The sequence below is a fragment of the Amycolatopsis oliviviridis genome, assembly GCF_014654365.1.
Taxonomy (GTDB): Bacteria; Actinomycetota; Actinomycetes; order Mycobacteriales; family Pseudonocardiaceae; genus Amycolatopsis; species Amycolatopsis oliviviridis.
In genome coordinates this window covers 195,838-209,933 of sequence record NZ_BNAY01000010.1, presented here as the reverse complement: position 1 = coordinate 209,933, position 14,096 = coordinate 195,838, and the positions used below count along the sequence as shown (strand labels likewise).

General features: G+C 68.4%; 12 protein-coding genes. 5 read left to right on the top strand and 7 right to left on the bottom strand.

The annotated features are described in order from the left end of the window. Positions 1-16 precede the first annotated feature (16 nt). The 4 genes from IE302_RS35070 to IE302_RS35055 all read left to right on the top strand — a co-directional run bounded on the left by IE302_RS35070 (position 17) and on the right by IE302_RS35055 (position 5,661). The gene (locus tag IE302_RS35070; protein ID WP_191258747.1) at positions 17-580 is read left to right on the top strand and encodes a DinB family protein; all 564 of its coding nucleotides are present in this window, start codon (positions 17-19) and stop codon (positions 578-580) included. A 476-nt stretch (positions 581-1,056) separates the two neighbouring features. After that, a complete protein-coding gene (locus tag IE302_RS35065; protein ID WP_191258746.1) occupies positions 1,057-3,099 on the top strand; it encodes an acyltransferase family protein in 2,043 nt (680 codons plus the stop codon). A 118-nt stretch (positions 3,100-3,217) separates the two neighbouring features. After that, complete coding sequence (locus IE302_RS35060) at positions 3,218-3,973, top strand: carbon-nitrogen hydrolase family protein (protein WP_191258745.1); 756 nt, start codon at positions 3,218-3,220, stop codon at positions 3,971-3,973. Continuing rightward, positions 3,970-5,661 carry a flavin monoamine oxidase family protein gene (locus IE302_RS35055; protein ID WP_191258744.1) on the top strand — a complete coding sequence of 564 codons (1,692 nt, stop codon included), beginning with the start codon at positions 3,970-3,972 and terminating at the stop codon, positions 5,659-5,661. Before IE302_RS35060 ends, IE302_RS35055 begins: the two co-directional genes overlap by 4 nt. On the opposite strand, the gene IE302_RS35050 is transcribed toward IE302_RS35055, so the two are convergent. The 4 genes from IE302_RS35050 to IE302_RS35035 form a co-directional block, all read right to left on the bottom strand. Further along, positions 5,625-6,137, bottom strand: coding sequence for a VanZ family protein (locus IE302_RS35050; protein ID WP_191258743.1), 513 nt, complete (start codon positions 6,135-6,137; stop codon positions 5,625-5,627). The two genes, IE302_RS35055 and IE302_RS35050, sit on opposite strands and share 37 nt — an antisense overlap. 189 nt (positions 6,138-6,326) lie before the next feature. Continuing rightward, positions 6,327-7,316: a TolB family protein gene (locus IE302_RS35045; protein ID WP_191258742.1), complete on the bottom strand. Its 990-nt coding sequence runs from the start codon at positions 7,314-7,316 to the stop codon at positions 6,327-6,329. Continuing rightward, complete coding sequence (locus IE302_RS35040) at positions 7,313-8,572, bottom strand: MFS transporter (protein WP_191258741.1); 1,260 nt, start codon at positions 8,570-8,572, stop codon at positions 7,313-7,315. The genes IE302_RS35045 and IE302_RS35040 overlap by 4 nt, the downstream gene beginning before the upstream one ends. Before the next feature lie 66 nt (positions 8,573-8,638). Continuing rightward, positions 8,639-9,502, bottom strand: a complete 864-nt coding sequence (locus IE302_RS35035) for an alkaline phosphatase family protein (RefSeq protein WP_191258740.1) — start codon at positions 9,500-9,502, stop codon at positions 8,639-8,641. Between the two features lie 299 nt (positions 9,503-9,801). Here IE302_RS35035 and IE302_RS35030 point away from each other — a divergent pair, with 299 nt between their 5' ends. Further along, complete coding sequence (locus tag IE302_RS35030; RefSeq protein WP_191258739.1) at positions 9,802-10,437, top strand: MerR family transcriptional regulator; 636 nt, start codon at positions 9,802-9,804, stop codon at positions 10,435-10,437. Here IE302_RS35030 and IE302_RS35025 read toward each other — a convergent pair. From IE302_RS35025 to IE302_RS35015, 3 genes are all read right to left on the bottom strand, one after another. Continuing rightward, on the bottom strand, positions 10,394-11,203 hold the full coding sequence (locus IE302_RS35025) for a serine hydrolase (protein WP_191258738.1): 810 nt from the start codon (positions 11,201-11,203) through the stop codon (positions 10,394-10,396). The two genes, IE302_RS35030 and IE302_RS35025, sit on opposite strands and share 44 nt — an antisense overlap. A gap of 217 nt (positions 11,204-11,420) precedes the next feature. Continuing rightward, positions 11,421-12,977 (bottom strand): purple acid phosphatase family protein, encoded by a 1,557-nt coding sequence (locus IE302_RS35020; protein ID WP_229908120.1) that lies wholly within the window; start codon positions 12,975-12,977, stop codon positions 11,421-11,423. A 761-nt stretch (positions 12,978-13,738) separates the two neighbouring features. Continuing rightward, on the bottom strand, positions 13,739-14,008 hold the full coding sequence (locus IE302_RS35015) for a hypothetical protein (RefSeq protein WP_191258736.1): 270 nt from the start codon (positions 14,006-14,008) through the stop codon (positions 13,739-13,741). Positions 14,009-14,096: the final 88 nt, after the last annotated feature.

Sequence of the window (14,096 nt, the reverse complement as noted above, 5' to 3'; positions counted from 1 at the left end):
CAACACGGAGGGCCCGATGACCGCCACGATCCTCGACGCCGAACGCGCCGACCTGCTCGAAGCCCTCGACGCCGTCCGCGCCGCGCTGACCACCACCGTCCAGGGGCTCACGGATGAGCAGCTCGACGAGCACCCGACGGTCAGTGCGCTGAGCCTCGGCGGCTTGATCAAACACGTCGCCTCGATCGAGGAGATGTGGCTGCGCTTCGCGGTCGACGGTCCGTCCGCGATGACCTACGACCTGCCGGAAGGCGTCACCTGGGCCGACCTCGGCGCGGGGACCGCCCGGGAGTACCCGCAGTGGGCGATCGACCACCAGAACAACTTCAAGATGCTGCCCGGCGACACCCTCGCGTCGATCCTCGAGCGGTACGAGCGGGTGGCCGCGCGGACCAAGGAGATCGTCTCGTCGATCCCCGACCTGTCCGCGACGCATCCGCTGCCCGAGGCGCCGTGGAACCCGCCGGGCGCGGTGCGCAGCGTGCGCCGGGTGCTGACGCAAGTCATCGCCGAGACCGCGCAGCACGCCGGCCACGCCGACATCCTGCGCGAAAGCATCGACGGCCAGAAGTCGACCTGACCCTCGCGCCGGTCGTGAGTGGTAAGTGACGTTCTCACGTCACTTACCACTCACGACCACCCCGACCCCTTCGGTCCCGGTGCTTGCCTGCTTGCTGTACATGAAGGCCCCCTTCCTTGCGCCTATCGCAAGGAAGGGGGCCTTCATGTACTGGGGAAGGTGTGAGGGTCGAGTTTCCTCGGCTGAGCCGTGTGAAGGGGGCCTTCACGGACTTCAGGTAGACGAAGCGAAGGAAGGTAGGGACGCGCCCCGGTCGACCTCGCCTAGCCGATCGGTCCAGGGGGTCGTGAGTGGTAAGTGCCGTTCTAACGTCACTTACCACTCACGACCAGCCCGGCCGACTCGGTACCGGCGCCCGCGCCCGCCAGAAGCCCTACCCGGCGGTAGCCATCCGATCATCCGAACTAAGCTCGTTCACAGCTTCCTGCCGTAGGGTCCCCGCCCGTCGGTGGCCGGTGATCTTGGTGGGTGGTTGCGTGCGGGAGAGTTCGGCTGAACGACGGTTCCGTCCGGAGATCCAGGGACTGCGGGCGCTGGCGTGCGTGCTGGTGGTCGTCTACCACGTGTGGCTCGGCCGGATCTCCGGCGGCGTCGACGCCTTCTTCCTGATCTCCGGGTTCCTCGTCACCGGCCAGCTCTACCGCGCGGCGGCGCGCGGGAAGATCGAGTACCGGCCGATGTGGGGCCGGATGATCAAACGGCTGTTCCCGGCCGCGCTCACCGTGTTGCTGCTGATCGTCGCGGCGAGCACGGTGCTGCTGCCGCAGAACCGCTGGTTCCAGACGATCAAGGAGGTCGTCGCCTCCGCGCTCTACCTGGAGAACTGGCAGCTCGCCGCGGATTCCACCGACTACTTCGCCCAGCACAACTCGGCCAGCGTCGTCCAGCACTTCTGGTCGCTGTCGATCCAGGGGCAGTTCTACGTGGTCTGGCCGCTGCTGGTCGGCTTGGTGCTGCTGATCGCCAGGAAGGCGGGGCGGAAAGTCCTTCCGCTGCTGATCACGGTCCTCGGCATGGTGTTCGCGGCCTCGCTGGCCTACTCGGTGTGGCTCACCGCGGTCGACCAGCCGCTCGCGTACTTCGATTCGCTGACCAGGGCTTGGGAATTCGCGCTCGGTGGCCTGCTCGCCTTGCTCGTCGACCGGGTCCGGGTGCCCCGGTCCGCGCGGGTCGTGTTCGGCTGGGCCGGCGTCGCGGGGCTCGTTTCCTGCGGGCTGGTGCTCCAGGTCGGGACGGTCTTCCCCGGTTATCTCGCGCTGTGGCCGACGCTTTCGGCCGCGCTGGTGATCCTCGCGGGCGACACCGCGTTCAAGGGCGGCGCGGACCGTCTCCTGTCCAGCCGCCCGCTGAAGTATCTCGGCGACCTGAGCTACGCGCTCTACCTCTGGCACTGGCCGGTCCTGGTGTTCTACCTCGTCGCCCGTGACCGGGAAGAGGTCGGCCTGCGCGGCGGCGCGGTGATCATCGCGCTGTCCTTCGTCCTCGCCGTGCTGACCCACCACCTGGTCGAACGGTCGCTGCGCGCGTCGGAGATCGGGGTCCGGACCCGATGGGGCGCCTACCGGTTCGGCGCCGCGACGCTCGCGGCCGTGCTCGCCGCGACAGGCGCTTGGCAGTGGGTGAGCGTGAGCCAGGCGGACACCTATTCGATCGCCGTCAACGATCCCGACCACCCCGGCGCGCTCGCGCACACCGAAGGCTTCAAGTACTGGGGCGCCGCCGACGCCTCCCTCGTCCCGTCTTTCGTCGCCGTGTCCGAAGACTGGGCGGGGATCGACCCGGCCCGCTGCGGGGTGTCCCCGCGCAACGCCGACCTCGAGGTCTGCACCTCGGAGACGTCGGGGCATCCCACCCGCCGGATCGTGGTCACCGGCGACTCGCACGCGGGGCAGTTCCTCGGCGCCCTGCTGCCGATCGCCGAGCAGCGGAACTGGGAGGTGACCTCGATCCTGCGCGGCGGCTGCCCGTTCTCCACCGACTCCGACGCCGTACCGGGCGACCAGGCCTGCATCGACTGGAACTCCGCCGTGGTGGACGAGATCGTCACGACCCGGCCCGACGCGGTGATGACGATCGGTACCAGGGACGTGCGGACCGGTGTCGAGGAACGGGTTCCCGGCGGCTACGTCGCCCAATGGCGCAAGGTCGACGAGGCGGGCATCCCGGTGCTGGCGGTGCGGGACAACCCGCGGTTCGGCCAGTCGCCGTCGGCCTGTGTCGAGAGCCGAGGCGCGCAGGCGCCCGAGTGCGCCACTCCGCGCTACGACCTCTACGCGGAGGAGCCGCCGTACGAGACGCTGGCCGATCTGCCGCGGAACGTGCGGTTCCTCGATTTCAGCGACTACTTCTGCACGGCCGAGGTGTGCCCGCCGGTGATCGGCAACGTGCTCGTCTACCTCGACGACAACCATGTCAGCGGCACCTATATGTCGACCATGTCGGCGATCGCGGAGAAGGCGATCACCGAGGCGCTCGGCTGGGCGGACGATCACGCGGAGGAGCCGCCGCCGGGCGGGTGATCCAGACAACAAATCGCCACGGAATTGCGTCAAACCGCATCAGTTCGATGGTCTGCCAACTCCACACGCAACAATCGACCCTTATCGGCGCATCGAAACGGCGGATATCGTCGTCGGTGTGAAGATCGCCGTCCATCAGGGCTCCTACGCCGAACTGCCGTCCGCCGTCGCGACGTCGGGCGCCGATCTCGTGGTCGCCGCCGAGATGATCAGCACCGGCTATCACATCGGCGCCCGCACCCAGGAGCTCGCCGAGCCGGCCGACGGTCCGACCGCGGCCCGGATGTCCTCGCTGGCAAGGGAAACCGGTGTCGCGCTGGTCTACGGCTACCCCGAGTCCGACGGCGGCCGCGTCTACAACGCCGTCCAGCTGATCGGCCCGGACGGACGCCGTCTGGCGAACTACCGCAAGACCCATCTGTTCGGCGACATCGACCGGAACTGGTTCGAGCCGGGCGCCGAAGCGGTCGTGCAGGCGGACCTCGACGGTCTCCGGATCGGCCTGCTGATCTGCTACGACGTCGAGTTCCCCGAGCTGGTGCGGGCGCACGCGCTGGCCGGGACCGAACTGCTCGTGGTGCCGACGGCGCTGATGAGCCCGTACGAGCTGGTCGCCGACACGCTGGTGCCCGCCCGCGCCTACGAAAGCCAGCTCTTCGTCGCCTACGCGAACCGCTGCGACACCGAACAGGACCTGACCTACTGCGGGCGGTCCTGCGTCGTCGCCCCGACCGGCGAAGTACTCGCCCGCGCGGGCGCCGGTCCGGAGCTGATCCGCGCCGACGTCACCCGGGACGCGCTCGTCGCGTCGCGACTGGAGAACACCCACCTGGCCGACCGACGGCCCGATCTGTACCGAGGACTTTCCGCATGACCTCCGCCCTCCCGACCGCGATCCACCACGACGAACCGGCCGGCCGCCCGATCACCATGTTCGGCCCCGATTTCCCGTTCGCCTACGACGACTTCCTCGCCCACCCGGCCGGTCTCGGCGCGCTGCCCGCCGAGCGGCACGGCACCGAGGTGGCGGTGATCGGCGGCGGCCTCTCGGGCATCGTCACCGCGTACGAGCTGATGAAGCTGGGCCTGCGACCGGTCGTGTACGAGATCGCCGAGATCGGTGGCCGCCTGCGCACCGTGAACCTCCCGGGCTGCCCGGACGACGTCGTCGCGGAGATGGGTGCGATGCGCTTCCCGCCGGCGTCGACCGCGCTGTTCCACTACATCGACAAGGTCGGCCTGGAAACGACGCCGTTCCCGAACCCGCTGGCGCCGGGCACGCCGAGCACCGTCGTCGATCTCAAGGGGGAGAGCCACTACGCGCGCACGGCCGACGAACTCCCTGCCGTCTTCGGCAAGGTCGCGGCCGCCTGGGACAGCACGCTGGCCGAGCAGGCCGCGTTCACCGAGATGCAGAAGGCGATCCGCGAACGCGACACGAAGACGATCAAGCGGCTGTGGAACGAACTCGTGCCGCGCCTGGACGACCAGACCTTCTACGGTTTCCTCTGTCAGTCACCCGCGTTCGCCTCCTTCCGCGACCGCGAGATCTTCGGGCAGGTCGGCTTCGGCACCGGCGGCTGGGACACCGATTTCCCGAACTCCATCCTGGAGATCCTGCGGGTGGTCTACACCGGCGCCGACGACGAGCACCGCAGCATCGCCGGCGGCAGCAGGCAGCTTCCGTTGCGGCTGTGGGAACACGCGCCCGAGGACATCGCGTTCTGGCCCGCCGGGACGAGCCTGAGCTCGCTGCACGGCGGCAGCCCGAACCCGGGCGTCGCCCGGCTGCACCGCACCGCGCCGAACAACATCACCGTGACCGACACCGAAGGGCGCATCCGCACCTATCCGGCGGCGGTGTTCACCGCGCAGAGCTGGATGCTGCTGTCGAAGATCGAATGCGACGAGGCGCTGTTCCCGATCGACCACTGGACGGCGATCGAGCGCACGCACTACATGGAGTCCTCGAAGGTCTTCGTCCCGGTGGACCGGCCGTTCTGGCTGGACAAGGATCCGGTGACCGGACGCGACACGATGAGCATGACGCTGACCGACCGCATGCCACGCGGCACCTACCTGCTCGGCGACGATCCGGACGCGCCCGCGGTGATCTGCCTGTCCTACACCTGGGCCGACGATTCGCTGAAGTGGCTGCCGCTCTCGGTGTCCGAGCGGGTCGAGGTGATGCTTCAGTCGCTGAAGGAGATCTACCCGGGTGTCGACGTCCGGCGGCACATCATCGGCGACCCGGTGACCGTGTCGTGGGAGGCCGAGCCGCACTTCATGGGCGCGTTCAAGGCCAACCTGCCCGGGCACTACCGCTACCAGCACCGGCTGTTCACGCACTTCAAGCAGGACAGGCTGGAGGAGCGCCACCGCGGTCTCTTCCTCGCCGGTGACGACGTTTCGTGGACGGCCGGCTGGGCGGAAGGAGCCGTCCAGACCGCGCTCAACGCGGTGTGGGGCGTCCTGAACCACTTCGGCGGCGAGACGGATCCGGCCAACCCGGGGCCGGGCGACGTCTACGACGACATCGCGCCCGTCGAACTGCCGGACTGAGCGCGGCGGTTCACCAGCCAGGCCGTACCCGTCGCGAGGAGTGCGCCGAGGACCGCTCCGATGGTGTTCATCAGCCAGTCGTTGGTGTCGCAGGCGCGGCCGATCGCGGGTACGAACGCCTGCAGGGCCTCGATCAGAGCGGACAGCGCCGAGCCCGCCGCGAACATCGTCAGCGGACGCCGGGAAGCCAGCGCGGCGAAGCAGACCGGCGGCAGGAACAGCGCGACGTTGGCCAGGAGTTCCACCGCGCCGAGCGTGGGCAGCGAGAACTGGACCGTGCACATGACCTCGTCGATGGTGCGGCCGGCGGGGACCAGGGTCAGCGCGAAGACCGGGACCAGCGACACCCCGGCGAGGGCCCACAGGATCCGGCGCCTGCCCGCGAACAGCAGGCCGAGGACGGCGCAGACGAGCGCGACCAGCAGGATCGCCACCGGCACCAGGGCTGAGTGGTCGAGCAGGAAGTTCGTGATCATGGCGGGCCGATCCTATGATCACGCCCGCTCAGGCGGTGAACCCGACCTCCGCCGCGGGCACCACGCGCAGCCGCCCGCCGGTGACCAGCACGATGTCCAGGTCTTGTCGGGAAGCGTTGTGAAAGCCACTTTCGCAACGCTGAAGGTTGCGAAAGTGGCTTTCACAACACCGGGCGCCGCCGCCCCTCGCTAGGGGAGTGCGGCGGGTGATTCGGCCTCCGGGATGAGCAGGCGCGGCGCTCCGGTGCCGTCGGCGGGAACGGCCCAGACGTCGGAATGTCCCTGCGCCCGGGGGAGGGCGTAGGCGACGGTGCGGTCGTCGAGCCACGCGGGCTGGTCGTCGACGTTCCGGGTCTCGGCCAGCGGCGTCACGGTGCCGCTCGCGAGGTCGAGCACCGAGACTCGCCAGCCCTTGGCGGGATCGCCGTCGATGGCCGACTTGAAGGCGATGCGGGTCTCGTCGGGCGAGAGCGACGGGCATTCGACGTTGTCCCGCAGGGTTTTCACGGTCCGGGCCTTCGAGTCGCCCTCGACGAGGTACCGGTGGGAGCCGGTGGACATGGTGGCGTAGAAGCGGTTCGGCTGCCGGGTGAAGGTGACGCCCCAGAAGTTGAAGTCGGCCGCCTTGTACGGCTTGCCGTCCACAGTCACGGCGAAGTCCTCGAGCGTGCCTTCGACGCTGTCGGTGGTGAGGTCGAGGGTGCCGGCGCGGGTGGAGAACCGGCCTCCGTTGTAGGAGTCGCCGGTGACGAACACCGTCCACGCGAGCCGCCGCCCGTCAGGCGAGACTCGCGCCCGGTTGGGCAGCCCGACCAGCGGGATCTCCTGCGTGACCGCGAGCTTGCCGTCGAGCACCGCCAGCTGATACGTGGTCAGGCCGGTCTCCGGGCGCAGGCAGATCCCGGTGCCGCCCGCCGCGTAGACCCGGGCGCAGGACACTGTCGAGACCGCCCGGGCGCCGCCCGGATCGGCCGCCGCGACGCTGGACACGTGTCCGCGGTCGGCGTCGGCGGTGCTGCGGAACAGCAGCCGTCCGCCTTCGAGGGTGACGGCGCCGCTGGTGCCCGCCGACGCGGTGTCCTGGTTGCGCGCGCCCGCCACCCCGACGTAGATCACGGCGGCCGCGGCCAGCGTGAGTACTCCGGTGACGGCGATCAGGACGCGGGTGCGGGTGTTCACGGTCGTGCCTTCCTGCGGGGAGCCAAGAGAACGAAGGTGGCGGCGACGGCGGCGAGCACCGTCCCGGCGGCGATCGCGATCGCCGTGGTCGCACCCCAGAACTGCCAAGAGAGTCCGAAAAGGACGGACGAGACGAAGTAGGCGAGTGCCTGCCCGCTCTGCACGATCGCGATGCCGGTGGTGCGCAGCGCTTCCGGCAGCAGCGGCCCGGCCAGTGCCATCAGCACGCCGTCGGTCGCCGCGTAGAACACGCCGTACAGGCCCAGGGTGAGCGCGAACAACGCCCAGCCGGTCAGCGGGCTGAGCAGCAGCAGATAGACGGTGGCCAGCGCGCCGTAGCCGGTGAGCATCACCGGCAGCCTGCCGATCCGGTCGGCCAGCGCACCGAGCGGCGCGGCCAGCAGCAGGTAGCCGAGATTCGTCCCGACCGCCAGCAGCGGGAACCAGCCGGTGGCGATGTCCTCCTTGGCCTGGAGCAGGAGGTACACGAAGCCGTCGCCGATGGTCGCGAGGCCGAGGACGCAGGCGGCGATCAACAGGCGTCGTACGCCGGCGCCGCGCAGGAGCCCGGCCGCCGCCCGCAAGGACACGGTGCCCGACGGCGGTTTGGGCGCGCGGCGGTCGCGGACGAACAGCGCCAGCAGCAGTACCCCGGCGGCGGCGATGCAGAAACTCGTCACGAAGACCGCGTCGAACCCTTCGACCCCGGTCGCCGAACCCGCCACGGCCAGCACGGCGACCGCGACGAGCGGGCCGAGGAACGCGCCGACACTGTCCATCGCCCGGTGCACCCCGAACGCGCGGCCCAGCATGTGCTCGGGAGCCGACAGGGTGATCAGCGCGTCGCGGGGCGCGGTCCGCAGGCCCTTGCCCGTCCGGTCCGCGGTCAGCACCACACCGATCGCGGTCGCCGACGAACCGGCCGCCACCAGCCCCAGCTTCGCCACCGCCGACATCGCGTAGCCGAGCCCCGCGACCGCCTTGCGCCGCCGGACCCGGTCCGCGACGTAGCCGCCGACCAGGCGCAGCAGCGCGGTCGCGCCGGTGTAGAGGCCGTCCACCACGCCGTACGCCGCCGGGCCCAGGTGCAGCCCCAGCACCAGGTACACCGGCAGCACGGCGGTCACCATCTCCGACGACACGTCCGTGACGAGGCTGACGGTGCCCAGGGCGAAGACGTTCCCGCCGAGCAGGGCGAAGGACTTCTTGGACACGCCGCCGGGATGCTCCCGGCGGCCGATCGTGGACAGGTACACGCGACGGACCACCCTTTCCCGCCCGCGGGCGCGTCCACAGTGGACACGCCCGCGGGGTTCACCCGACTACTGCCACACGCTCGTGATCGGCGACTTCTTGGCCGCCTCGGCGATGCCCGGCAGGCCGAACGCCGCCTCCATCGTGCGGAGGATTGAATAGTGGTTGATGGATTCGCTGTAGCTGCCCGGCTTCACGTGGGCGCCGACGAAGGTGGTGTAGATCTGGTTCACCGACGTCCCGCTGTCCTCGTCGAAATTGACGATCAGCAGGCTGTTGTGCGTCTTGGCCCACTGCGCGTACGCGTCGAGGTTCTTCTTCAGCCATTTGTCGCCCGTGTCGACCGAGCAGTCGTGCATGTCGCTGCACAGATCCGGGGTCACGAAAGCGACGTGCGGCAGCTTGGTGAAGTCGGTCGGGAAGGACGAGAAGCGTTTGTTCGCCGAGGCGGGGACATTGCCGAAGCTGACCCAGCTGTTGTGCTTACGGGCATATTTGTCCTTCGTGCAGCCGGTGTAGCCGTCGGACGGCATGCTTTCCGCGTAGCCGACGAACGTCTTGCCGATCCCCGCCAGCTGGGAGGCGATGTTCTCCTTGTTCCCCAGATCCTGGCATTTGTTGCTGTCGACACCGTGCGTCGAGCCCGCGAACTGGGCGATGTAGTTCGGCTGGCTCGGATGTGTCGTCCCGTAAGCCTTGGTGAACTTCGCCCCCTGCGAGGCGAGTTTGTTGAAGTACGGTGCCTTGGAGCTGCCGTTGATCTCCTTGTAGTCCTTGTTCTCGAACATCACGAGGACGATGTGGTCGAACGCGGGCACCTTCGCCGCGGCGGGCTCGATCGCGACGGCGGGAGTGTCCTGATGGGACACCACCAGCGCCGCGGCCAACCCGGTCGCGGCCACGGCGGCGACCGCGATCCGTTTCCAGAACATGCGAAAACCTCCTGGTGAAAAGGTTGAAACTTTGACGACCAACCATCGGGTTCAGCGGCGCTCCGCGGGCGTCGACAGAGTCGAGACATCAGATGTCTTGGCTGCATTAAAACGGTCGGGAAGTCCCCGGCCCACCAAGATCGCCTGACCGGAGTAGTCGGCGGGCGGAGAACGCCCCAAAACCGGCATTGACTGGCACGAAACCATGTAAACCTCCCGTTCACCTTGTGTTCCGAGGGGTGAACCGATGGACTTATGGCAACCGCGTACTCATCCGACCATTGGTTAAGGTGGTCGGCGTGAAGCCCTTTTCGTCGCGACCGGCCGGATACACGATCGAAGAACTGTCCACGATCGTCGGCATGTCGGCACGCAATATCCGGGCGCATCAGACGAGAGGCCTGTTGCCCCCGCCGGTCCGCCGCGGCAGGTCCGCCTACTACGGTCCGGTCCATCTGCGGCGCCTGCGCCGCATCACGGTGCTGCAGAAACAGGGCTTCAACCTGGTTTCCATCGCCGCGATGCTCGGGACGACCACGGCGGACGCCGCCGAACGACTGGACGCGGCGATGGCCGACATCGCCCGCGACCAGCCCGCCGTCGCCCGGTGCCTGGAACGGCACGGGGTGCTCGGCAAGGACGACGCGGGAGCGCCCGCGGTCGTGCGACAGTCCGTTTCACGGGCGGTCGCGGATCTCGCCGGGGCCGGGATCCCGCCCCTCGCGGCGCTGCGGTTCCTCGGGCAGTTCCTGGACCGGGTCGCGCCGCTGGCGAACGAGCAGCTCGCCGTGCTGAAAGCCCAGACCGGAGGGGTCTCGGCCGTCCCCCGGGCCTGTTTCGCGGAGCTTCTTGTAAGCGCTTTCAGGACAACGGTGGAGAACGCGGCCGAGGTCACTTTTCCAGACGGGAAACCAGGGCCGCGGCGGCCGAGGTAGCCGATGCCGTCGCCACCCCGAGGGCCGTGCCGTCGGCGTGACTGGACAGGATGACCACGATGTAGCGGTCGTCTTCGCCGACGAGTCCGGTCGTGTGCGCGTCCACGGCGCCGTGTCCGGCCGCCCAGCCCTGTTTGATCGCCCACGGCCGGTCGTGGAAGACCGACGGGATGCCGAAGTACTGGTCGAACCCGTCGGCGGCGGTCCTGGGTGCCTCCCGCAGCGGCTTCAGGATCAGATTTCGCTTGGCTTTCGGCAGCGCGAGAATGTGCCGATAGGTCGCGACGATGTCGTCCGCGGTGGACAGTGTGTCGCCCCAGCGACCCGCGTCGGCGGGCGGCGTGGTGTTCTTCAGGCCGATGGCGGCGACCGTCCTCGTGACGATCGCGGAGGCCCCGTTCCGGGTCCACAGCGTGTTGGCGATCGCGTCGTCGCTTTTCGACAGCATTCGCTTGATCTGGGCTTCGTCGGTTTTGCGCGGGCCGCGGGTGATCGCGTCCAGTGCGATGAACAGTTTCACCACCGAAGCCGTGCGGAATCTTTCCGAACCCTGTTCGTCGACCACCGGCTTGCCCGACGTGCGGTCGAAGACCACGGTGGCGACCCGTTCTTCCGGTGCCGGACGGCTTTCCGCGTTGGCCTGGAAGATCACGTAGCCGAGGATCCCGGTGACGAGAAGGGAAGCGGTCAGGACGGTCGCGTGTAGACGCAGCCGCCGGTTCGCGCGGGGAACGGCGATCGGCCTGGTTCGTTCGTCGTCGAACATGATGCCGATGTTCAGAGACGATCATCGTTGTCCTGTCTCGTTCTTGTCATGACTCTGTAACAGCGGCAGACGGCACGGAAACCATTTCGGCGCTTCGGAAACCGGGCCGGACATCGTGTTCGGATACCGGCCGATCGGCCGATGTGAAACGACTTTCCGGTCGATGCGAGGAAGACGGTGGCCCCCGTGCTCGGCGGTGCCGGGGGCCACCGCCGGGTCAGGAGCGTTGCACGATGATCTGATCGACGAGGGTGCCGTCGGCACTGATCGCCCGGACGTCCATTTTGGGCGGTGTCGTGCCCGTGCCCGCGATGACGTCGACCGCGACCAGGCTGTAGCCGCGGAACCGGACACGGGACCAGGTGACCTTCTTGGTGCGGTCCTGGCCGTCCCGTTCCGAGTATTTCATCGGGACCGGGGCGTCGTTGCTGGTCTCGTGTCCCAGGTAGGTGTCGGGCGCCGGGAACTCGGAGACGCTGCCGCCACCGCCGCCCGCGGTGATGTAGGTAGTCCCGTCCTTGACCGGGTTGGTGGTCCCTCGCGACGGCACCTTCTTGACGGCCTTGCCGGCGCGGATCGGGTCGGTGCGCTCGTAGATGTGGTTGTGCCCGTTGAGCACCAGGTCGACCTGGTATTTGTCGAACAGCGGAGCCCAGTCCTTCTGCGCGCCGAGTTCGGCGCCGTTGGAATGGCAGGTGGAGTACGTGCACTGGTGGCAGTAGACGACGATGAAGTCGATCGTGGGATCGGCGCGGAAGGCGGCGAGCGTCTTCCCGAGCCACTTGAGCTGCTTGCCCTTGGTGTAGTCCAGATTGGACGGGCTGTTGTAGCAGACGTCGTTGCCGTCCAGGCTGATCAGTCCGACGTTCTGGTAGCGCCACGAGTAGATGCAGGTGGAGCCGTCCCAGGCGTTGTCCGGCATGGTGAAACGCGCCCGCACGCCGCCGTACCCGTCCGCGGAGTACCAGCCCTCCATCTCGTGGTTGCCGAGCGCCATCATCCACGGGATCCCGGCGGTGACGGGTTCGTTCTGCACGAAGAAGGAGTCCCACAACCGGGCGTCGTACTGGTCCTCCTCCGGGTGCCCGCCCTCGCCTTCGAGGGCGTAGCTCAGGTCGCCCATGGCGAGGTGGAAGGCCGGGTCGAGGCCCGCGATCAGGCTGCTGGTCGCGACGGCGTTGTAACCGACGCCCTGGTCGCCGAACGCGGTGAACGAGAACGTGCCGTCGCCGCCCGCGGCCGGGGCGGTGCGGAAACTCGCCATCTCGCCGAGCCTGGCGGCGGGGTCGTAACCCTCGTGGCCGACGACGTAGTAGTACGTGGTGTTGGGCAGCAGGCGGTCGATCCGGGCGTGGAGGTAGTACTGGGTGATCGACTTCGGGCTGTTCGGCGGCACTTCCTCGACCGGGTGCTGCCAGGACATCTGGCTGGTCAGCGCCCGGACCTCGGCCTGGATGGGCGGGCTGAAGTCGCCGGGGACCGTGCCGATCCGGACGAACGGCGCGGTCACCGCCGCGGGGACCTGCCAGGAGATCACGACCTGCTGGGACGGGTCGGCCCCGTAGGCGATGTGACGTCCGAAAGGCCGCAGCGCCGAACCCGCGACCTTGTCGGCGTTGAGCAGCACCGTCGGCCCCGTCGGCCCGGGGGAGGCCGCGGCGGCGCCGGGCAGCAGGACACCGCCGGCGGCGAGTGCCGCCCCGCTCACCGCGCCCACCCGGAACAGGGTCCGCCGCGAGTACTGATTGACGAATTTGTCGTGTTTCTCGGCCAAGCTGAGCCGACGGTAGGCTTGGGACCTGCTGTTTCGGGGAGTTTCGGCCATGAAATCGAAGTTAAGAAGGCTTCCTAACTAAGTCAAGAGGCTGGCGTCCGTTCGGGGATCGGCTGCACGGAACCGTGCAAGTGGGCGGGGTGGTCGTGAGTGGTAAGTGGGGTTAGAGCGGACCAGCGTTTACCGACCTATGCCTGACCTGCGCGAGGGTGGAGGTTCACCGTCGCATGAGGTCGCCCGGTCTCGGATCTTGATCAACGGAGGATCGGGGACACTCAACGTCCCCGATCCTCCGTTGATCAAGGTCGTGCCGGTCACGACCGGTGGCAGACGAGGTGACGGGGGAGGATTCCGGACGTTCAACGTCCCCAATCCTCCACACTCGACCGCCAGCCACACCAGTGGGTAGCGAAATACGAGTCCGCTAGAACGACACTTACCACTCACGACCACCCGGACCCATTCGGTACCGGCGCTTGCCTGCTTGCTGTACATGAAGGCCCCTTCCTTGCGCCTATCGCAAGGAAGGGGGCCTTCATGTACTTGGGTCGCTGTGAAGGTCGAGTTTCCTCGGCTGAGCCGCGTGAAGGGGTCCTTCACGCGCACCAGCTGTGACTGCTGGTGCTTCTGGGGTTGTAGTGGCGATCGCCGAGTCCGTGAAGGCCCCTTCACTACCTTCAGGGTAGGCAAGGAGGCCTTCACGGGCCGGGACCGCGATTTCGCGCCCTCGCAAGTAGGTGACTACTCGCGAGGACCAGGGGTCACAGCAGTTCCGAGGAGACGACCGCGTCCAGCTCGCGCAGCCGGTCCAGCAATGGGTCGATCTCGTCCTCGGCGATCAGGACGGCGCAGGTCATGGTGCTTTCGCGGACCCCGTCGCGCACGTCGAGCGACAGGTCGTGGACCAGGCAGCCGAGCGCGTCGACCAGGCCGGGGATCTGCTCGACGCCGCCGACGAAGTAGGTGGCGATCCGGCGGCGGATCAGCATGGACGAGCGAGGGGCGGGAACGTGGAAAGCGGTGAGCGACATCGTGGTCTCCGAAGGCGGGAAAACGAACAGGCCATGGAGGGCCAGGTCCCGGGAGATGCCCCGTGTCGAGGGGTCGCCGGAATGCGCG